The sequence below is a fragment of the Shouchella sp. JSM 1781072 genome (assembly GCF_041949915.1).
Lineage (GTDB): Bacteria > Bacillota > Bacilli > Bacillales > Bacillaceae_D > Shouchella.
Genome location: NZ_JBHFQE010000003.1, coordinates 443,399 through 464,045, shown reverse-complemented (window position 1 = coordinate 464,045; position 20,647 = coordinate 443,399). Strand labels below are relative to the sequence as shown.

The following is a 20,647-nucleotide window of genomic DNA, read 5'->3' as shown; positions in this document are numbered from 1 at the left end:
ATCGCTTCAATGAACAGGTAGAGAGGAGGAGACACTTTTTTGGAGGGTTCTATTAGATGAAGAAATATGGATTGGTTGGATTAACAACAGCTATGGCCTTGACGCTTGCAGCATGCGGAAATGGCGAAGAAGACACATCAACGAACGGTGAAGATACAACCAATGAAACAACAGAAAACAACACAAATGAAGATGCAACAAATGGTGACACTGACCAAGATCAAGACGAAGGTACAGAGACAGATGAAGATACCGATTCTGCATGGTATGAAGAGTTAAACTTTGCTGAGTTTGAACTTGAAGCAGAATATGACAATGAAGAATATGAAGTGCAATATGACTATAACAATGGTCAACCTCAAGCAGAGATTGAAGATACAAGAGACGGCGAACAGGTTCAATTAGAGGGCGAAGAAGCGCTTGCAGAACTTGAGCCGATGCTTACTCAACTCGACATTGATGAGCAATCAACGGAAGATGAATTAATTCAAGCAAGCATCGATGCATTCATGCTCGATGAAACGTACAGTGAGCTTGAAGTAGAAGTAGAATTCTTCAACGATGATGAAGTTGAGGCAGAAGACGAACAAGAATAACGTGAAGTAGAGGGTTTGGGTGTATGACACCCAAACCTTTTTTCAGTAGAATCACGCATTTGATTGGTAGAAAGTATGAAGGATACTCGCAAGTGACAAAGGTTGGTGCTGGTTCACTTCATGTCCAGCACGATGAATCATGACCATACTGGCTGTAGGAATGCTCTTCATTAATCGGTAGGATGCTTTTTTGTTTGCGACGTCTCGACTGCCGCAAATGATAAGAGTAGGACAAGTTACTTTTTTTAAGTTATTTTGAAAATTAAGATCACCCATTGAACGAGTCAATGAGATAAAATGATTTTTCGTAAAACCGGTTTGTGAAAATGCGCGATTTGGTAGCCATTTGAAGATGTACGATTGCAAATTGAGTAACGTTTTAGGCATCTTATCTTGTGTGCCAATTAAGCATAAAGTCGCAACGTTTTTAGAGTTCTCGATTGCAAAATTCAATGCCAGTATACCGCCTAATGATAAACCGGTTAAATGGAGTGGCTGGTCGTACGAAAGACAAAACGATTTAAATTGCTGATAGAGTGCTTGATAGGTAACTTCTTGATGTTGAAGCAAGTTGGGGAGATGGACGCTAACAAGATCATCCTTTGTTGAGAGGTGCCTTATGGTAGCTGTCCAGCTTGATGCATCTTGACCAAGGCCATGAATAAAAACGTTCATCTGTAATGCCTCCTTGATTCGTTATTTGTCTCCTTTTTGATTGCGAATCACAATCCAGGCGAGGTAGATGAGTATCGGAACCAGGGGTACTAAATAAAGCAGTTCATACATTTCGACTTGAGTAGTTGGATTCGAGCCACTTGTAAAAGAGACAATTAAGAAGAGGATGCCGATAATTGCTATAGCGAATAACGTAATGAATGTACCGATTGTAAACACACCTTTTTAACGGCTGAGTCGTGTTGCATAGTGAAAGTATATCAAAGAGATGGGATGGTATGTTAGTGCGGATTGTCTAAAGCATGATCGATAAACAGGATTTTTCCTCGTTTCGCTCTTATTTTCACATATTATCTCCGTATCTTTTAACTTCCCTTCAAAAATAACTAGTGCTACGATTTGAGTATAAAGCGTTGCGTACTAGAAGGAGAGCAAGATGGACTATACGATTTTTAGAAAGATTAATAATTTATCCGGGGAGAGTGAGTTCCTCGATACGTTAATGGTGTGGAGTTCTGAATATGTCACAATCATACTAGCGCTCGCGGTGGTGGTGTTTATGATTCTTGGCTTCAAGTCACGAACCTCATTACGAACGGCACTATTCACGGTCATTTCGATCGGGCTATCAATGGGGATTGGCTATCTCATTAAAGGACTTACCTATCGGCCTCGCCCCTTTTTAGAGCATGACGTCAATCTTATTATTGCGCATAACACAGCATCCAGTTTTCCCTCGAACCATACGCTGGCTGCATTTACGATTGCCTTATCAATTTTTCTATTTCATAAAAAAGTAGGGACGGTCTTACTTGTGCTCGCGACTTTTATTGGGTTCTCGCGTATTTTCTTGGGCCACCATTATCCATTAGATGTACTAGGTGGATTCGTGATTGCGCTACTGGTCGTAAGCTTGTTGAAGTTGCTCTACAACCAATTTTTTGGTCGAAAAGAGGAGCAGCAATCGAGAAGAGGATCGAAAGAAATCCCCTATTAATAGATGGGCTACTATAATGGAACACATTGGAAAGAGGAGGCGTGTTCATGAGAAATGGATTGATAAAAGGAATGCTCTTTGCGATCCCGCTCTCACTCTTGTTATGGGTTTTAGGATTTGCGCTAGTTGATGTTATGAGTGATGTCATATTTTAAGAGAAACACTTTCCTATTCGAGTTTTGTGATGAGTAGGAGAGTGTTTTTTTGAATAAAACTTTTAACGCGATGTGTTTCGAAACCATGTTAGAATAAAATCAACAAAATGTAAGCGGAACCCAATCTTTTAACAAAACATCAGGTGGCAATAGGATGAAAAAAAGAAAGACGCTGGAGCGGAAATTTAGTCGATATGTTATTGCGTTAATTACACTCATTATCTTGCTTGTAACCGTTGTATATGTCTATTTAGAGCGAGAGCAAGCAAGGAATTTAATCGGCGAGCAAGCGCTAACGACGGCTCTCACTGTGGCGGAAATTCCTGAAGTGAGGCAAGTATTATTGGGAAATGGTGATGAAGCCGCGTTGCGTACGCTCATTGATACGGTTGAAGCCAACGCGAATGCAGAATATATTGTCATCGGTGATACGGAGGGCGTTCGAATAACGCATCCAAATCAAGATCAAGTCGGGCAACAAATGGTCGGTGGTGATAACGATGACGCGCTTCTATATGGTAGAAGCTATACGTCTGTTGCGGTAGGTTCTCTTGGTGAAGCGGTTCGCGGGAAGACACCTGTACGGGCAGAGGACGGGACGATTATTGGTGTTGTCTCAGTTGGCTATATGATCGAATACATTAATTCAACATTTTTAAAAGGATTTGTTATCTTTTGTACGGCGATTGTGATCATTTTTTTAATTGGCTTAATTGGGAGCAGTGCATTGGCACGGAGCATTCGGCGAGACACTTTTGGATTGGAGCCTTACCAAATTGCCCGCCTCTATAAAGAGCGACACGCCGTCATTGAAGCGGTTAGTGAGGGCTTGATTGCGACCGATCAAGAAGGACGAGTAACGCTGTTGAATGCGATTGCCAAAGACGTTCTCCAGCTCTCTGATAGCGCAATTGGCAAAAAAATCGATAACGTGTTGCCTCATTCAGAGATGGCTGCCGTTTTAAACGATGAACAGACGTCCGGGCAAAATGAAATGACGTATCAGGAAAAACGGTTAATCGTGCATTATCAGACGATAAATGAAGATGGGCAATATGCTGGAAAGGTTGCGCGTTTTCAAAAGCGAACAGAATTGCAAGAATTGGTTAATGCGCTCTCGGAAATTCAACAATATTCAAAAGATCTACGTGCTCAAACCCATGAATACACGAACAAACTGTATGCAATCTCGGGCTATCTTCAGCTTGGCTATCACGAAGAAGCCATCGCTTTTATTGAAGAAGAGACAGGCACGCAGACACGTGGCGATCGAATCGTATTTGAACAAATTCATGATCCGACGATTCAAGCGATGCTCATAGGGAAACGGTCGAAGGCGTCTGAGAAAAAGGTGACGTTCACTATTGATGCTTCGAGTACAGTCGAATGGCAGTGGCCACCGGATGCGGCCGCGCCTCTCGTCACGATTATTGGCAACATTATTGATAATGCATTTGATGCGGTGATGGGGAAAGAGACGCCGACAGTGGACATTTTTCTAACAGACTTAGGCAATGAGCTCGTTGTGGAAGTTGCTGATAATGGACCAGGCATTGATGACTCAATAGAGTCGCAGTTGTTTGAGCAAGGGATTACGACGAAAAATGGCAGACGAGGTTATGGGCTGGCGTTAGTAAAAGCCGCGTTAGCGGAATTAAAAGGTACGCTTGAAATGGAGCACAATCAACCAACAGGAACGATTGTCAGCATCTACATTCCAAAAAAGACAGGTGGGGGTACAACGTGAACATTATGATTGCCGAAGATGATTATCATGTAGCAGATATTCATGAAAAATTTTTACAACAACTACAAGGTGTGCACGTGATTGCAAAAGCGCAGTCCGCCAGTGAAACCATCCGTCTCGTAGACCAACATCAACCTGACCTTGTCTTGCTGGATGTTTATTTGCCAGACCAGCTTGGTGTCGATGTGCTCGAACAATTGTATGAAGTGGCTCCACATGTCCAAGTCATTTTAATTACCGCGGCTACAGAGAAAGACATTTTTACCGAAGCGCTGCATCATGGCGTAGTTGACTATCTAATTAAGCCGATTGCATTTGAAAGACTAAAAGAAGCTATTGAAAAAGCGAGTGAGCAACGAAAACAATTAACCCATTCTACACGCATCACACAATCCATTGCGGACACCTTTTTTCTTCGTGTAAAAGAAAGCGGTGATAAAGGAGAGGAACTTCCTAAAGGGATTGATCGATTAACGTTAGAAAAAGTGCGCCAGCTTCTTCACGATCAAAAGGAAGGGATAACAGCGGAAGCGCTTGGGAAAAAATTTGGCGCTTCCAGAACCACATCTCGCCGCTATTTAGAATACTTAATTTCCATTGAAGAAGCGAAAGCGGAATTAGAGTATGGAATCGTCGGGCGACCAGAGCGGAAATATTGGAAAATGACGGGTGGATCTTGATAGAAGCAAAAAAAGGCGATGTTAAATGTTGTTGCTTTAACATCGCCGTTTTCTAAATTAAGGCTTCATTCACATAAATATAAAATCTGTTTGTAAAGTCTCCATCTTCAACTAAGACGCGGTCATCCTCAGTGACTGTAACAAAAACAATGTCATTTCTTCTTCTAGCGAGTACAGGCGCTATAGGTTGAGACAGCGCGTATCTTCCCGGGCTAAGCCCTGCAAACGTGACCGTTCCAGTAGTCCCTGCAGAAATAGACTCGTCGTAGCTGCCGTCAAACGCTACGAGCCTAAAGGTTGCGTTAGAAGCCGTTCCTCCAAATGAAAGCAGATTGCGGATGGCGAGAAAAATAATCGTTAAATCATTAGTAATAATGAAACCCGTGGCAGGTACTTGTACGCCATTAATGGAAACCAACCCATCTGTATCCACAATAACTTGGTAGGTTTGTGTGTCAATATTGTATCCAAATGGAGCGCCTGTTTGCGCAAGTGTATACGTACCTGCAGGGATGTTCGTGAAGAGGCCAATCCCATTCTCATCTGTAGTAACCGTCAACACTTGATTGCCTCCTGTTAGGGTAAAGGTACCATCAGCAATCGGCGTATTTGTAAAAGTAGCCAGTAATAATACAGGCAGACTCCCTGGCGCCGCTCCAACCGGTGTATTTCCAATGGATAAAATCGGCGTTAACACCCCGTTTACATAGACCTCCCGATTTCGCCGAACTGTTGCAACGTACGTGAGTGGGTTAGGAATGTACCCATTTGGTGCGGCAACTTCTCTTATTGTATATGTCCTTCCTGCTGGAACTTGAACCGCAACTCTTCCTCTTTCATTCGAAAAAGCTAGTTTGGATCGACCTGTAGAATCTGTAACTAAAAAAACCGCTCCAGATACAGGCGTACCAGTGGTCGTATCGACTTTTTCAATACGGATTGTCCCAGGCAAATTTAAGGAAGGAGGGCAGACGAATGGTGGCTGACACTTACAGGAACAGTCTCGTTTTGTTTCACAATCGTTCCATTCCCTCTTCTTCATATCGTGCACAACACTCCTTTCTTTATGAATACTAGGATATGTATGTGCAAGGAAATCGCTTTCTGCTTTACCTAAAAAAGAACGAAAATGGACTAGAAGCCGTTTTCCATAAGTGGAGTTACTCCTCCATATCAATATGAATCCACCCTTGAAATCGAGGGATTCGGACGGTTGTTTCATCAAGCCAGTGGTAATCATCAAACCCGAGATAATCCAATGGCTCTGAACGATCGTTGTCAACGTAACTAGAAGAGTGATACTCATACAAGCTTGCGTCTCGAATATAGCGCGAGAGAACAGTCCCTTCTCGATAAAATTGGAACGTATATGAAAGGTCGCCCATAAAGGTGTTGTAGTGTTCATACCGAATGAGCAAGTGATCGTTATTGTTTGGCATCGGAATGGAAGCATATTGACTGTTAACGCCATGCGGCTCATAGAGATGCGCAATAGGAAGACACAACGTAACGGCGAGTACGCCGCTTAATAAGAACATCTGAAACGAACGGAACACGTCTGTGAACGTTAGGAAAAATAAGTAAAAGAACCACGTATTCCCGACAAGAAGTAGAAATAAGAATGAAGCGGTATAGGTTAGAGTAAACGTGAAAAAGAGCTGATTCAGCGGTAATAAAACGAGTACAGCATTTAACGTTAAGAACAGCGAGCACTTTAGCAGCCATTGATTGCGGTCAGTTGTTTCAATCATGATAAGCACCTCATTGTTTCGGTTACCTACATCGTACCATTAGTGGAGTTGATGTTGGTATTACGTCTGGATGTAATCTTGCATGAAACAGATTTCGTTATCTCTTTTCCATAAACTTTATGAACAAAATGAACATTAAATTGAAAACGGTTACATTTTTGACCCTTCCGTGTAAGATAAAAAAAGCTTCAAGATGAAACCCTCACGCCTCTCCTCTTTAAAAATGAAGAAGGAGTTCAGAAACAAGAAGAGAAACAATACAAGATAAAAGAATGTGCTTAAAGCGATGTAAGTTCGTTAAAAAAGAAAAACTAGTTCGTGATTTATTTTCGGACTTTTCAGTTATAAGCAGTCTTTTTATTAGTTTTTGAATGAGAGGTGGCGTTGCAAGCATGAGTAAGATGTTGGACATGACGATTGGGCAGTTGCTTGAAAGTAAAGCAAAGGAGATTCCGGACAACGATGCGCTCGTTTATGTGGATCGTGGCTTGCGTTATTCCTATGAGCAGTTTAATGAGGAATGCCGGCGTGTCGCAAAAGCATTTATAGGTCTAGGGATTCAGCAAGGGGATCACGTTGCCATCTGGGCTTCAAATACGCCAGAATGGGTGACGACCCAACTTGCTACAGGAAAAATGGGTGCTGTACTCGTGACGGTGAATACGAATTATCAAGCAAGAGAACTAGAATATTTGCTGAAACAATCCGATTCACAAACGCTCATTTTAATGGAATCGTACAAAGGAACGTCGTATTTAGACATAGTTTATGAAGTGATCCCAGAGCTGAAAACGTCGGAGAAAGGGAAGCTACAGTCAGAAACGTACCCATTTTTAAAAAATGTGATTGTCTTAAGTGAAGACGAATACCCTGGCATGTTTAACTGGCGTGATGTACTCCAATATGCTGATAAGGTGACCAATCATGCGCTAAACGAACGGTTAAATGAGCTCGATCCTGAAGACGTCATTAATATGCAATATACATCTGGGACGACCGGTTTTCCGAAAGGTGTGATGCTGACCCACAATAATCTAGTCAACACGGCAAAACACGCTGGGGAAGGAATGCGGTTCACCCATGAAGACCGTTTGTGCATCCCCGTTCCTTTTTTTCACTGTTTCGGCTGTGTGCTTGGGACACTCGTTTGTGTAACGAGCGGAGCCACAATGGTACCGGTGCAAGAATTTGATGTCATTGACGTGCTTACCTCAATTGAAAAAGAGCGTTGTACCGCAATTCACGGTGTGCCTACAATGTTTATTGCCGAACTGAATCATCCGGATTACTCATCATTTGATCTCACTTCATTGCGTACAGGGATTATGGCTGGTTCGACTTGCCCGATTGAAGTGATGAAAAAAGTATCCAATGATATGGGCGCATCTGAACTGACGATTGTGTATGGTCAGACCGAAACATCACCAGGTATTACGCAAACGAGGACAGATGATTCGTTAGACATTCGCGTGCAAACAGTAGGAAGAGCCATGCCACATCTAGACGTGCGCATAGTCGATCCGGCGACACGAACTGAAGTCCCGTCTGGTGTGCAAGGAGAGATTTGTTGCCGTGGTTACAACGTGATGAAAGGCTATTATAAGAATCCTGACGCGACAAACAAAGTGGTTGATAAGGAAGGCTGGCTTTACACAGGCGATTTAGCAGTCATGGATGAAGCGGGAAACTGTACGATTACAGGTCGCTTAAAAGATATGATTATACGTGGTGGGGAAAATATTTACCCTCGAGAAGTAGAAGAATTTCTTTATACGCATCCAGCGCTACTTGATGTGCAAGTAATTGGTGTACCAGATCCGAAGTATGGAGAAGAAGTGATGGCTTGGGTTCGGGTAAAGGAAGGCTTAGAGGTTGAAAAGTCAGAATTAATCGCTTTTTGCAAAGGGAAGATTGCTCATTATAAGATTCCTCGCTACATCGAGATTTGTGAAGAATTCCCAATGACGGCATCAGGTAAAATTCAAAAGTTTAAATTAAAAGAACAAGCGATCCAAACAATGAAAACGCTTTAAATGAAAGAAGGTAGTTGAAAGGCTACCTTTATCTAAAATGAAGTTATCAAAGATCTTTTATATCTTTAAAAGGAGTGTGTGCGATGAAAAAGAAATGGCTTGTTCCTCTGGCATTCGCAACCGTGCTAGGAGCATGTTCAATGCCGGTCCAGCACGGTTCAGTTGATGCAACAGGAAATTGGCAACCGGATCGATCGATTGAATTTATTGCGCCTGCTGCTGCAGGAGGTGGGTGGGATACAACTGCTCGGATGCTAGCAAGAACAATTGATGAAAACGATTTATCGGATCAAAGCTTCGGTGTAGTAAACAAACCAGGTGGGGGAGGTGCTGTGGCGTGGGCTTATATTCACAAACGAAATGACCCGCACAATATTTTTATTAGCTCGCCACCGCTTCATTTTGTTGAGTTAGCTGGGCAGTCGCCGTACGGCTACAAAGATTTTACACCGATTGTAAACTTAATTGCCGACTATGGTGCATTTGCGGTTCGGGAAGATGCGAAGTGGGATACCCTTGAGGAATTGTTTGCGGATATGAGAGAAGACCCGACCCAAGTTACGACAATTGGTGTCTCCTCGCCAGGGAGTATGGATCACATGCAGTTTATTCTGTTTGCACAGGCAGCAGGCGTAGATATTACGAAGATTCGTTATGTGTCGGATCAAGACGGTGGAGCAATGACATCGGTATTAAACGGGAGTGTAGATGTCATTTCAACAGGTGTGTCCGAGGCCGCCGAGCAAGCTCGTGCAGGCAAAATGAAAGTGCTCGGCATTACTGCACCAGAACGCTTGGATGGTGAATTTTTGTCAACATTACCGACTGGAATGGAACAAGGGATTGAGGCAGAGTTTGTCGTTTGGCGTGGTGTCTTTGGACCGCCAGATATGACAGATGAACAACTTGCTTATTATGAACATGTGTTTAAAGAAGCTTCTGATTCACCTGAATTCGCTGAAGTGCGAGAAGCGTATGGATGGGATGAGTCTTACATGGGGCCAGAAGAATTTGGTGAATTTTTGGACCAACAATCCATCGAACTAGAAGCAGCGTTAGAAGAGCTTGGCTTCGGTGGAAGATAGGAGGAGAAAATGAAATTAACGGTAAACCGCGGTATTTCCATTGTATTGATGGTTGTAGCTGCTGGCTATTTATTGATGGCGTTTCAGTTGCCAGAGTATGCCTTTGTTCCAGTTGATTCAGATCTTATTCCGAAACTATTAGGAATCTGCCTTTTTGTTTTAGGGGTATGCTTTTTCTTTGCAAAAGATACGGATACGGAGGAACAGAAGAAAAGACGAACCATTCCCAAAAAGGAAACGTACATGTTGCTTGGCATGATGGGCTTAGTGCTCATATATATCACATTTCTAGAAGTGGTGGGATTTGTCATAATGACGGCTTTATTTATTCTTATTTCATCTCGCCTTCTAGGGTATACAAAATGGCTCGTCACCATCTTAACAGCGTTGTTTTTTTCAATTGGTGTCTATAGTTTATTTAATTATGGCTTAGCGATCCGCCTACCGGCTGGCATCCTGCCGATATAGAAGGGGGATAGAAGATGGGAGCCTTTGATGGATTATTACAAGGATTTGCCGCAGCATTTAGCTGGGAAGGAATCTTGTTTGTTTTTATTGGCGTATTATTAGGAACGATTATTGGGATGATTCCAGGGCTTGGCCCGATAAGTGCGATTGCCATTATGATCCCGATTACGTACGGGATGGACCCGACGATTGCGCTGGTAATGATGGCAGGTGTGTATTACGGCTCCATGTATGGCGGATCGACGTCATCCATTTTATTAAATGCGCCAGGAGTAGCCGGTACCGTTGCCGCTTCCTTTGATGGCTACCCGATGGCAAAGCAAGGGAAAGCTGGAAAAGCATTAGCCATATCAGCCATTGCTTCCTTTGTTGGCGGAACCGTCAGCGTAATCTTATTAATGTTATTTGCACCAATGCTCGCGAGCGTCGCGATCTATTTTGGACCACCAGAATATTTTGCACTCATGTTACTTGGCTTGACCGCTATTGCAAGTTTAAGCGACGGCTCGACTTTAAAAGCGTTAACCGCAGCTGTACTTGGCTTTATGGTTGTGACGATCGGGATTGACTCGCAAACAGGCACAACACGCTTTACGTTTGGCAACGTCAACTTACTCGACGGCATCGATTTTCTCGTAATTGCCTTAGGCGTATTTGCTTTAGCGGAAGTATGTTTCTTAATTTTAAATCGTCGTGAGTCCATGAGTGGATTTAAAAACATCGGTAGTTTAAAGTTGAGCAAATCAGATTTGAACGAAATGAAAGGACCGATGACACGGCAATCTTTTCTAGGCTTTTTATTAGGCGTTCTTCCAGGGGCAGGAGCAACGATTTCCTCGTTTATCGCTTATATCTCTGAGAAAAAATTAGCAAAAAAACCAGAAGAGTTTGGAAAAGGTTCGATTAAAGGATTAACTGGACCTGAAACTGCAAACAACGCTGCAACAAGTGGCGCGTTTGTTCCGTTACTCTCACTCGGAATTCCAGGTTCCGGCACAACAGCGGTCATGCTAGGTGCGTTTCTCGTTTTAGGCGTACAGCCAGGTCCACTGCTCGTAACAGAGAATCCTACTGTATTTTGGGGCGTCATTGCGAGTATGTATCTAGGAAACGTGTTTCTATTAATCTTAAACTTACCGCTCATTTCATATTTCGTGAAAGTGCTGTCAATTCCGCGGCCCTTATTAATTTCGCTCGTTGTTATTTTTAGCTTAGTAGGCGTATATGCCGTGAGTTTCAGCACATTTGATTTATATTTGCTCGTCTTATTCGGCATCCTTGGCTACTTAATGCGCATTTTCGCTTTCCCAGCAGCACCCTTTATTTTAGCTTTTATTCTTGGCGGTATGATGGAACAAATGTTGCGACAATCGTTAACCATTTCGGACGGGTCTCTCATGATTTTCGCGCAAAGTCCACTTGCTATTTCGTTAATTGTTTTAACGGTTTTATCTTTGGTTATTCCGGCATGGCGTACCGCTCGAAAACGCCGTGCGAGTCACGACGGTTCTATTGGGATGTAAAATGATTGAAGAAAGCCTTGTGAGCGTTAGACTCATAAGGCTTTTTGTCTTCTAAGCAGAGGGCTTTGTTTGTTTTAAAATGATGAAGACAATGAGAGCTGGTAAACCAATCGTCAATCCTACCAGAATGGCAATGTTCAGCACAATCACCTCTTTTTGTAAAGCTTATCATGATTGATTTTAAAAAAGGAGAAGGGCGGTAAGAAAATCTTTCGACAATAGTTTCGAGTGTTCATGTAGACATTCGACTTTTTAGCTACGTTAGCTACGCGCCGCCTGATTTAAAATGGCTTCGTACACACGATGCCAACCATGATGCCATTCTGGATAAACTTGAGGATCAACAAATGTTCGATCCGTTGCTTCAAACTGGGCATTGAAAAAGTAAACATCCGTTACGTCCATGCGATAAAACGCTTGATAGCCGACTTTTGGGTAAGGACTCGTCTCGTTCCATGTTACGTTGTGCTCATGATTCACTTCAATACAACCCAAAAGCGTACAGTTACCTGAAACATACCCTTCTTCCATACACTCTCGTTTAAATGCATCCTCTGGCGTTTCATTTGCTTCAACGTGCCCACCAGGGAGGTCCCAGCCACGATTTTTTAACTTAACAAGCATGACGTTTCCTTGATAAAAACAAAATCCATGGGCGCTCGTAACCTTTTTCGTAGATAGGAGCGTAGTCATCGGCAGCCATGTTAACTGCACAAGATTATCGCCCCAATAAACATCTACTTTTTTCAAGACCGACTATCCTGCCCTAACTGGTCATGAATTTGTGGCAAATGTTCACCGTCATGATGAACAAAAATTTTCGCAAAGCTTTCTGCGGTAAACGTACGCTTGCCTTTTCCGATCGTAAAGTGTGCCTGTGGATCGACCGCATCTAGCGCTTCAATCAGAGAAGCACGCTGTGAAATAAAACGATTCACAATCTCATAGACAGAAATGCCTTCAAGTTCTTTGACACCGGCTGCATTAAACGAATCATGGTTTGGGAATTCAGGCAATTGTGCACCATCCTCCATACGAGAGACCATCTCTGTCGTGTTGTAAGCATCCCATTTATACAAATGCGCAACAATTTCTCGTAGTGACCATTTTCCTTCTGAAATCGGTTCAGTTAGAACCGCCTCTTCCTGATCCTTTAACGGTTTTACTTCTTCGATCATTAGTGTTAAATCACGAATCGCTGACACAATATCGCCTCCTTTGTGACAGTATAGAGGAAACGTAGGGGAGAAAGAAAGCAGGAGGGGGCACAAGAGCAGATTTCAGTTCATTAGGACTAGAGTCCCTGAATAATGTAGGTAAAGGAAAACGAGAAGTCGTCATACCAACATTTAATGGATAATAAAATAGGTCCTCCGCTTACTTAATAGGCGGAGGTATTTTACTGAAATAAAAAGAAAATTCATTCTATTATTCTTGTAACTGTGATACGCTAAGTGAAATGTTGAAAGGAGGCTTGTATGCGAATTAATTATTTTGCGTTAGCAGGTGTAATTGCGTTTAACCTCATTTTTGTATTAGGAATTGCAATCACCCTTGTGTCTGTGTTGTTTGCACTTTGGGTGATCATTTTCTCGTTTGCGCTATCACCCTTTCTATTAGCAGGCTCAAATCTTTTAGGGATTCAAAGATTTGATGCGATTCAAACGGTTCTTAGTTTTGTCCTCTTAGTGTTAGCGATTGGTTTGTATCCTCTTACATTGAAAGCAACGATTTTTATGTATGGGATGTTTAAAACGTACATAATGTACAATAAAAATGCCGTCATTATGAGGTAGAAAAACTATTGGTCGGTTGCCTTAGGTAAGCGATCTTTTTTGTTATGAGCAGTTAGGAAAAAAAGTCCTTTAAAAGGTGCTGAATCTAAACGTTAATAGAAAATGTTTAGTTCTGTCTCAATTTATCTTACACTAGTAATAACTGAATGAATAAAGTGAGGCGTTAACAGTGAATGAAAGAGAGGCAGAACAGTTTTTAGAAGCGATGATGAAGCTAAGAGAAGACCAAGTCGACTTGGCGAAAAAATATTGGCAGAAGATGATGAAGCCTGTTACATTGCCAATCGGCTTACGTGAATCCTTGCAGCGGCTAACCAAGGATCAATTAGATGCCATCAGAAAAAGCTTGAATGTTCAAAGAGCGAGTCAGTTAAAGAAGAATGAATTAATTGATGTACTAAATGAAGTAATACCAAAATCTGTCCCCGTACTTTTTGAAAAGCTTGACCAGCCGAAGTATGACATCTTGAAAATGGCGGCATTAAGTGATCATGGTATGTCTGATAGCAATTGGGAATTTGATTTAAAACCTTTAATGGAAAGAGGCGTCTTATTTCCAGGTTCATTTAATGGAACAGAAATTTGGTACATGCCTGAAGAAATGAAAACTGCTTTTAATGAAGAAGAATCTTTTGCTATACAACAAAAAATCCAGCGCAATACAGAATGGGTTCAGCTTACAAAAGGCTTGCTGTATCACTACGGAGTGCTATCTACTAGTAAGCTCTTTGAGTTATTAGAAGGGATGGAGGTTTTTGATTTCCTTTCAGAAGGTTTCGATCTCCTGGAAATACTCGACTTGGATTCGGAAATGTTAGGAGATTTCAATTCGGATCATCAATACTTTTGGGATGAAATTGTCGGGGATGTGGGCGAATTAATAGGGAGAGTGAAAGAAAGAGAAGATCTAGACTATCGATTGTTTTCGAAAGAGCAGCTTATCCAAGCTTCGGTACCTATGTATTATGAGGTATCACCTCCTATGCAGGAGTTATTTTCCGTTATTAAAAGAGACTACGAGCTTGATAATGACGAGCAATTAGATGATATCGGCTTTGATTTGATAAATTTCTCTCATGAAAATCTTGGTGTAGACGGAATCATGCTCTTTTTGAAGGACCGTCTAGAGTTCCCGTCAAGGAAACATGAAATAGAGTATGAAAAACTGGTTAAAGAAATTTTCAACAATACGCCAAATTGGGAATTAAAAGGCCATACGCCAAATGAATTGAATCCAAGCAAGCCAAACACAAATGTCATTTCTTTAACGACTGGTCGAAAAGTTGGACGAAATGATCCATGTCCATGTGGGAGTGGAAAGAAGTTCAAAAAATGTTGTGGGTAAAAAGCAAAGGAAGGCCTGAGTACAATCAGGTCTTTTTTTTTTACGCTTTATTTTCACGGACGGTCCAATAATCAGAAGCATCAACTTCTCTTAAAAGCATGCCATTCAATTTGGTAGCAAAAGCTTCCGCTTCATCATAGGTGTCAAAGTATTTAGGTTGTTTTCCACTTGTTAACAGTAACGAGTGACCGTTCACATTTCGGGAAAGAACAAACATTGGGCCCTCCTTTTAATCTCGTGCGATCCGATTGAATCGCCTTGTGATGTAGGAAAAAATTATTTAAACTCAAGCTCTTTTGTTTCGCTGATTCGCGCTCGTGTTTCTTGGATGGATTCCTTCGTTAATGCATTCACCGCAAAAAAGACAATTAAAGCAACGACGCTTGAGCCAACGATGTTCGTCAAATTAATCCCAGTAATTAGGATGAATAGTAGCCAGGTACTAATGGAGATCAGGAACCCGATAATCGTATTTCGTTTCAATTTTCTTCACCTCTTGTATATCTATTCGTGACAAGGTTTATCAGTACTTTTCTAAAGAAAAAATAGTAATCTTATCAAGAAATAATCTATACCCGAAAGCCCATTTATCAAACATTTGATCGCGAAAAGAGGACAGCACCAGGGTTTCTGCGCGCTGTCCATCGTGTTATTTATTTTCTTCGGATTTCGTATGATCGCTTCTTTCTTCATCGTCTCGATCACGATTTTCTTTCGTCTCTTCTTGAGCTTCGGTATAGCTCCGCTGTTTATCTTCTTCATTATCTGAATGCTTCTTTTCTTGTGACGATTCCGGGTTCGTATGATCGTCTCGTTCCTCATCGTCTCGATCACGATTTTCCTTTGTCTCTTCTTGAGCTTCGGTGTTGGAACGGTCACTCTCGTCTTCGTTCGTTTCTTCTTCTTGTGCCTCCTGCTCTAAGCGCGCTTTTTTATAATCAGAGCGTTCGCCGTGCCAGATCAAATCAAAAATTGCACGACCGTTTGTAGGCTGCCCATCTGGCAAGTAGACCGGAATTAAGTCAAAAAGCATATAGTAGAAACAGTAAAAAATAAAGGTTGTCCAAAAAATATTCGGGGAAAGTACCTCGTTTAACACGAGACTATTAACGGAAAAAGCAAAGATCCCAGTCGTTATAATCGGAGCTGCATAAATTAAGCCATGCCAAAAACGATTGCGTGGTTCTAACTCATCGTACTCCATCCAACTAAACATAAAGAAGTAGCGTCGTACTTCAATTGTAGGGATTTTAAATAACGTCGGTCCACTTCCAATAATTAAATGCTTATTTTTCCCTCTAAGCAAGGTGGCGATTAAATAATAACCTGATTCACGTATTACAGTTACAATTGGCAGAATCACAAGCGCTGCCATAATTAGACGTAACCAGTCAGTTGGATTAAACAAAATGTACTCCTTCTTAGCCCTGTTTTCATGTAGTCTGGCAAGTATCGTGAAAAATTATAAGTGCAAGGCTCGGAAAGGACAAGTTTTATGGATGTGGAATAATGGATAATATTAAACATAGATGAGGGAGGCTTGCTATTTCTTTACCCTTTGTGTATGATAATCATAACTACTTGGTTATACAAAGTAGTTATATTTTTAAAAGCTATATGGTTTAACCATATAGTGAGAAGGTGGCAGAATGTCAAGAACGCAAATGCTTAAAGGGATTTTAGATGCTTGTGTCATGACCGTTATAAAAGAGGAAGAAGTGTATGGCTACGAACTTGCTTTAAGGCTCCAAGAGGTCGGACTTCCAGAAATAAGCGATGGCACAATCTATCCCGTTTTACTTCGACTCCAGAAGAAAGGGTTTATCAGCAGCACGATGAAAGACTCGCCTTCTGGACCAAAGCGTAAATACTATTCTCTAACTAAAGAAGGCGAAGAGGAGCTTAAAGCTATTGTTGAACAGTGGAATGCGATTGTCACCCCTGTAAATGAACTTCTTGGAAGGTAGGTTGTTTTATGACGCACACAGAGGCTTTAATAGAAGCAAATAACCAAAAGCGAGAAGCGTTAACAGAAGAAAATAAGCAAATTTACGAAGATTTTTTAATGTATTTACGAACTGATATCCGAATTGCGGAACAAGAGGCAGAAGAAGTGCTCATGGATATACTTGATCACTTGTTAGATGCAGAAAAAGAGGGGAAATCAGCTCCCCATCTTTTCGGAGATGATCCAAAAGCGTACGCAGAAGAACTCATTGCACACTTACCGAAAGAAAAGAAGAGACATTGGTTTCGATTATTGGGTGGTGCGCTAGCTCATACACTTGCATTTCTATTTGTACTACAAGGTATTTTGTATGGGGTCTTGCCATTCTTTACGGAAATCGATCAAACCATTGCTTTAGGAAATACGCTTGTAACCGGGCTTTATGTACTTGTATCAATTCCGCTTGCTATTGTTGTTCTTTTCGCTCTAATTCGCCAGTCCTTATTTAAACAAAATCAAAAAAATAGCGAGAGATGGGTCACAATAAAAGCAGGCGTGTATGGCATGCTTTGGTTTCTTCCTCTTCTCCTATTTTATATGCTTGTACCTGATTTTGGACCGGTTATAGAGATCGATTGGTGGATCTATCTCAGTGTAGCGGTTGTATTATATTTAGGGACAAAGCTATTAAAAAAAAGAAGAAGTAACTGAAGTGGGCTAGGGGCAACACAAAACCGTTTAGAGCACACAATCTTAATTTAGATAAATCCTCAGAAAACATTCAAGCTGCTGAGTCTCGTACCCGTGACGTTGACATGGCAAAAGAAATTATGGAGTTCACGAAGCAGAACATTCTTTCTCAAGCTTCTCAATCCATGCTTGCACAAGCAAATCAACAGCCACAACAAGTACTTCAGCTACTTGGATAATCTTAAAATTAAAGCTCCTTCTTCTGAGGGGGCTGTTTTTTATGGCGCGAAATAAGAAATAACACAGTCAACAGGATGCCTCCTTTTCAGTATGATAATTCAATTTTTAATAGTTTAATTGCTTTTGTCGTGAACTCACAAAGTAATCTTTTCCATTCTTCAATTTAATAGCCACTATTAATCTTCTTCTTTAATGTAAAGTGACTATTGTTTTAGGACCTTATAGTATTTAATGAGAAACACTGGGGCTAATAATCAAAGAATGATGAAATTTTTTGATGGAAACAAGGCATTTCATTTGGGCTTCTAAAAAGTAGATGGGTAGAAGTGTATATAAAATCATTTTTTTCTGAAAATATTATTTATTCATCTTTGGGTAATGGTATAATAGATGTAAATTGTAGGTGGATTTAGGCTAAATTCACAAGGTAGGAGGATTATAATGGAAGATTTTATCGAAAAAATCAAACATTTATCAAAGCGCTTGAGCACATTGAAGGACAATATCACTACGGAAGAAGCGACAAAAACATCTATTATTATGCCGTTCTTTCAAACGTTAGGATACGATGTCTTTAATCCTGAGGAATTTCTTCCTGAATTTATTGCAGACGTGGGCATTAAGAAAGGTGAGAAAGTAGATTTTGCGATTATGAGTGAGGGCAAACCATTGATTCTTATTGAAGCTAAATCCATTACGGAAGCTTTACAAAATCATGATTCGCAATTGTTTCGATATTTCGGTACAACTTCAGCAAAGTTTGCAATCTTAACGAACGGTATTATCTATCGTTTTTATACAGATTTAGATGAACAGAATAAGATGGATTCCGTCCCATTCTTTGAATTTAATCTTGCTGAACTAAAAGAGTCAAGCTTGATTGAATTAGCTAAATTTCGCAAAGGTAGTTTTGATTTAAATAAGATATTTGATACGGCTTCTGACTTGAAATATTCTAATAAAATAAAGAAGTTATTTGATGAGTTGTGGGAACATCCAAGCGAGGATTTTACGAGTTTCATCGTTTCACAAGTCTATAGTGGACGCAAGACAAAAGCTGTGCTAGATAATTTTGAGGTCATTGTAAAAAAATCTTTTAAACAGTACATTAATGAACTTGTTAATGACAAAATTAACGCTGCATTGAAATCAACCTCCACTCCACATGAACAAGAAGAACCTAAAACATTGGAAGAGTTACCTGTAATGGAAGAGCCTGAAATTGTGACGACAGAGGAAGAGATTGAAGGTTATGCCATTGCCAAGATGCTATTAAAAGACACAATTGAAGACGAACGTATTTTCTATCGAGACAATAAAAGCTATTTCAACATTCTGATTGATAATACAATTCGCCGTTGGATATGCAGATTATATTTAAATGGGACCAATAAAATGGTGCAATTTAATGATGAGGAGCGTACAACGGCTACACTTGAGAAAATTGCGGATCTGGAAAATTATAAAGAAAAACTTATTGAAGTAGTAGAGGGTCTTGCGGTTAAGAATGGTTAATTTCCCATGATTCAGATCTTAATGATTAAATGAAGAACAACCAATCAAGTATCTGGTTGTTTTTTTATGGGTTTATAAATTCGCTAAATTAATTTGAAGTAAAGAAGTCTACATCACAAAAGCGGCTGAGGTCATTCTCTGAAAAAGCGTTCGCCATTTTAATTAATTCGACTGAACTAGCGCGAGTTAAAGACTTCAAGTAGTAAAAAGAATGAGTAAAAGAGTTGAATGGAGACGGCTATGCTTACAAGTAGCGTTGATATGAGACGATTTAGCGTGTTTCTGAAAAGATAATACATGAAAATGCTCAACATATAGAGTAGAAACGGAAAAAGATTTAGCTGTTCAAAAGCAAAATCCATTACGGGTTCAGGTTGTCTTGAAAAATAAAAACTCATAAGCACGGTGATGCTCGTGATAAAGATCCCAGATATGAGGAAAAAGAGAGTCATCATGATTGTAAGCTCCTTAATTAAGTATAATTTACAAACTGTGTTTCTGGTTTTAGCTTGTCACTAAGGAGTATCCACAAACATTTGAAACGCTCCCCCATGCTCTCGTAAGGGTATCAGTATTTCATTGGCTTGGACAATTTTTAAGTTTTCGCTGTCTTTACTTTTTGGTGTTAAATTAATTCATTACATGTCAAAAATATTATAAGATATACATACGATTTGATAAGATAGAATGCTCATAGATGAATAAAGAAGGTAAGAGAGGTTATTAGAATGTCTTTCGAAATCGGGATGCTTTTTATTTTGGTTATTTTTATAGTAGCAGTGGTGATTGTGTTAAGTGGTAGTAAAACACAACGCAAATACGTAAACAGAGAAACAATACGGTTTCAAGAACAGGTGGAAAAAGAGCGACAAAAAGAATTAAGGAACTTAGACCAAATAAAAGAACTTCAACGAGTAATTGATGCCCAGCAGCATGACATTGAAGAGAAGCTAAAACAAAGAAATCGCAGATAGTCCAATCATTCTGAAGGGAGTCAAAAATGTTTATTGAAATCATGTTAATTGTATTAGTACTAGCGGTCTTATCGATCATCTTTGGTAGTAAGAAACAGTTAAAGGTTCAAAGAATGAAATTTGATGAAGATATTTCTAATAGACTCGCTGAAGCTCAGGAGAAAAACCAACATCACGAGACTACGATAAAATACTTAGTAAACATTAAAGAGGGAAATGATTGTCAACTCAAAGAAATAGAGTGGTTTGAGGACGGAATAAGTAAATAGTTGCACTATCGATACATTTCTTTTACAAGGCTTCCTTCTATGGTGAGGAAGTTTTTTTATTGTTTTACGGTTCGTTTAATCGTTTGGGCGTAATGTGGTTTCATTTTTTTGAAAAAGGGTACTAAAGTAAGAATTATATGGATAAATATTATCCATAATG

24 protein-coding genes and 1 pseudogene are annotated in these 20,647 nt (G+C 40.4%); 16 read left to right on the top strand and 9 right to left on the bottom strand.

Annotation, left to right across the window (positions count from 1 at the left end; translation table 11 throughout):
* The first annotated feature begins 56 nt into the window (after window positions 1–56).
* Window positions 57–596 (top strand): YusW family protein, encoded by a 540-nt coding sequence (locus tag ACE1TH_RS16305; RefSeq protein ID WP_099304320.1) that lies wholly within the window; start codon window positions 57–59, stop codon window positions 594–596.
* A 51-nt stretch (window positions 597–647) separates the two neighbouring features.
* Here ACE1TH_RS16305 and ACE1TH_RS16300 read toward each other — a convergent pair whose 3' ends face one another.
* Entirely contained in the window at window positions 648–1,271 is a 624-nt protein-coding gene (locus ACE1TH_RS16300; RefSeq protein WP_375079556.1) for an alpha/beta fold hydrolase, read from the bottom strand.
* A 21-nt stretch (window positions 1,272–1,292) separates the two neighbouring features.
* Window positions 1,293–1,490, bottom strand: a complete 198-nt coding sequence (locus ACE1TH_RS16295) for a hypothetical protein (protein ID WP_375079555.1) — start codon at window positions 1,488–1,490, stop codon at window positions 1,293–1,295.
* Window positions 1,491–1,707: 217 nt separating this feature from the next.
* Between ACE1TH_RS16295 and ACE1TH_RS16290 the strand changes: the two genes are divergently transcribed.
* The 3 genes from ACE1TH_RS16290 (at window position 1,708) to ACE1TH_RS16280 (ending at window position 4,850) form a co-directional block, all read left to right on the top strand.
* Entirely contained in the window at window positions 1,708–2,268 is a 561-nt protein-coding gene (locus ACE1TH_RS16290) for an undecaprenyl-diphosphatase (protein WP_099304316.1), read from the top strand.
* Window positions 2,269–2,577: 309 nt separating this feature from the next.
* Window positions 2,578–4,170, top strand: a complete 1,593-nt coding sequence (locus tag ACE1TH_RS16285; RefSeq protein ID WP_099304314.1) for an ATP-binding protein — start codon at window positions 2,578–2,580, stop codon at window positions 4,168–4,170.
* A 5-nt stretch (window positions 4,171–4,175) separates the two neighbouring features.
* Complete coding sequence (locus tag ACE1TH_RS16280) at window positions 4,176–4,850, top strand: response regulator (RefSeq protein WP_306345959.1); 675 nt, start codon at window positions 4,176–4,178, stop codon at window positions 4,848–4,850.
* Between the two features lie 52 nt (window positions 4,851–4,902).
* On the opposite strand, the gene ACE1TH_RS16275 is transcribed toward ACE1TH_RS16280, so the two are convergent.
* Window positions 4,903–5,802 (bottom strand): MSCRAMM family protein, encoded by a 900-nt coding sequence (locus tag ACE1TH_RS16275; protein WP_375079554.1) that lies wholly within the window; start codon window positions 5,800–5,802, stop codon window positions 4,903–4,905.
* A gap of 208 nt (window positions 5,803–6,010) precedes the next feature.
* Window positions 6,011–6,601 carry a hypothetical protein gene (locus ACE1TH_RS16270; protein ID WP_099304308.1) on the bottom strand — a complete coding sequence of 197 codons (591 nt, stop codon included), beginning with the start codon at window positions 6,599–6,601 and terminating at the stop codon, window positions 6,011–6,013.
* Between the two features lie 401 nt (window positions 6,602–7,002).
* Between ACE1TH_RS16270 and ACE1TH_RS16265 the strand changes: the two genes are divergently transcribed.
* From ACE1TH_RS16265 to ACE1TH_RS16250, 4 genes are all read left to right on the top strand, one after another.
* The gene (locus ACE1TH_RS16265; RefSeq protein ID WP_375079674.1) at window positions 7,003–8,634 is read left to right on the top strand and encodes an AMP-binding protein; all 1,632 of its coding nucleotides are present in this window, start codon (window positions 7,003–7,005) and stop codon (window positions 8,632–8,634) included.
* A gap of 83 nt (window positions 8,635–8,717) precedes the next feature.
* On the top strand, window positions 8,718–9,719 hold the full coding sequence (locus ACE1TH_RS16260; protein WP_099304306.1) for a tripartite tricarboxylate transporter substrate binding protein: 1,002 nt from the start codon (window positions 8,718–8,720) through the stop codon (window positions 9,717–9,719).
* Between the two features lie 9 nt (window positions 9,720–9,728).
* A complete protein-coding gene (locus ACE1TH_RS16255; RefSeq protein WP_099304304.1) occupies window positions 9,729–10,187 on the top strand; it encodes a tripartite tricarboxylate transporter TctB family protein in 459 nt (152 codons plus the stop codon).
* Between the two features lie 14 nt (window positions 10,188–10,201).
* The gene (locus tag ACE1TH_RS16250) at window positions 10,202–11,710 is read left to right on the top strand and encodes a tripartite tricarboxylate transporter permease (RefSeq protein ID WP_375079553.1); all 1,509 of its coding nucleotides are present in this window, start codon (window positions 10,202–10,204) and stop codon (window positions 11,708–11,710) included.
* Window positions 11,711–11,971: 261 nt separating this feature from the next.
* Here the strand turns inward: ACE1TH_RS16250 and ACE1TH_RS16245 are convergent, their stop codons facing one another.
* On the bottom strand, window positions 11,972–12,460 hold the full coding sequence (locus ACE1TH_RS16245) for an NUDIX hydrolase (RefSeq protein WP_375079552.1): 489 nt from the start codon (window positions 12,458–12,460) through the stop codon (window positions 11,972–11,974).
* Window positions 12,457–12,915 carry a DinB family protein gene (locus ACE1TH_RS16240; RefSeq protein ID WP_255301217.1) on the bottom strand — a complete coding sequence of 153 codons (459 nt, stop codon included), beginning with the start codon at window positions 12,913–12,915 and terminating at the stop codon, window positions 12,457–12,459. Before ACE1TH_RS16240 ends, ACE1TH_RS16245 begins: the two co-directional genes overlap by 4 nt.
* A 273-nt stretch (window positions 12,916–13,188) precedes the next feature.
* Between ACE1TH_RS16240 and ACE1TH_RS16235 the strand changes: the two genes are divergently transcribed.
* On the top strand, window positions 13,189–13,506 hold the full coding sequence (locus ACE1TH_RS16235) for a DUF1700 domain-containing protein (RefSeq protein ID WP_375079551.1): 318 nt from the start codon (window positions 13,189–13,191) through the stop codon (window positions 13,504–13,506).
* Window positions 13,507–13,675: 169 nt separating this feature from the next.
* A complete protein-coding gene (locus tag ACE1TH_RS16230; RefSeq protein WP_375079550.1) occupies window positions 13,676–14,851 on the top strand; it encodes an SEC-C metal-binding domain-containing protein in 1,176 nt (391 codons plus the stop codon).
* Between the two features lie 40 nt (window positions 14,852–14,891).
* Here the strand turns inward: ACE1TH_RS16230 and ACE1TH_RS16225 are convergent, their stop codons facing one another.
* The 3 genes from ACE1TH_RS16225 to ACE1TH_RS16215 form a co-directional block, all read right to left on the bottom strand.
* Window positions 14,892–15,068 carry a hypothetical protein gene (locus tag ACE1TH_RS16225; protein ID WP_176554433.1) on the bottom strand — a complete coding sequence of 59 codons (177 nt, stop codon included), beginning with the start codon at window positions 15,066–15,068 and terminating at the stop codon, window positions 14,892–14,894.
* A gap of 59 nt (window positions 15,069–15,127) precedes the next feature.
* On the bottom strand, window positions 15,128–15,334 hold the full coding sequence (locus ACE1TH_RS16220) for a hypothetical protein (protein WP_099304294.1): 207 nt from the start codon (window positions 15,332–15,334) through the stop codon (window positions 15,128–15,130).
* A 166-nt stretch (window positions 15,335–15,500) separates the two neighbouring features.
* On the bottom strand, window positions 15,501–16,259 hold the full coding sequence (locus ACE1TH_RS16215) for a DUF874 domain-containing protein (protein WP_176554432.1): 759 nt from the start codon (window positions 16,257–16,259) through the stop codon (window positions 15,501–15,503).
* Between the two features lie 241 nt (window positions 16,260–16,500).
* Between ACE1TH_RS16215 and ACE1TH_RS16210 the strand changes: the two genes are divergently transcribed.
* From ACE1TH_RS16210 to ACE1TH_RS16185, 6 genes and pseudogenes are all read left to right on the top strand, one after another.
* Window positions 16,501–16,818 carry a PadR family transcriptional regulator gene (locus ACE1TH_RS16210; RefSeq protein WP_099304292.1) on the top strand — a complete coding sequence of 106 codons (318 nt, stop codon included), beginning with the start codon at window positions 16,501–16,503 and terminating at the stop codon, window positions 16,816–16,818.
* Between the two features lie 8 nt (window positions 16,819–16,826).
* A complete protein-coding gene (locus ACE1TH_RS16205; protein ID WP_099304290.1) occupies window positions 16,827–17,510 on the top strand; it encodes a DUF1129 family protein in 684 nt (227 codons plus the stop codon).
* A pseudogene (locus ACE1TH_RS16200) lies at window positions 17,511–17,728 on the top strand (flagellin); the annotation flags it as partial.
* Between the two features lie 442 nt (window positions 17,729–18,170).
* Window positions 18,171–19,244 carry a type I restriction endonuclease gene (locus ACE1TH_RS16195; protein WP_099305668.1) on the top strand — a complete coding sequence of 358 codons (1,074 nt, stop codon included), beginning with the start codon at window positions 18,171–18,173 and terminating at the stop codon, window positions 19,242–19,244.
* 728 nt (window positions 19,245–19,972) lie between these two features.
* Window positions 19,973–20,218: a hypothetical protein gene (locus ACE1TH_RS16190; protein ID WP_099305685.1), complete on the top strand. Its 246-nt coding sequence runs from the start codon at window positions 19,973–19,975 to the stop codon at window positions 20,216–20,218.
* 41 nt (window positions 20,219–20,259) lie between these two features.
* On the top strand, window positions 20,260–20,487 hold the full coding sequence (locus tag ACE1TH_RS16185; RefSeq protein ID WP_375079549.1) for a hypothetical protein: 228 nt from the start codon (window positions 20,260–20,262) through the stop codon (window positions 20,485–20,487).
* The last annotated feature ends 160 nt before the right edge of the window (window positions 20,488–20,647 follow it).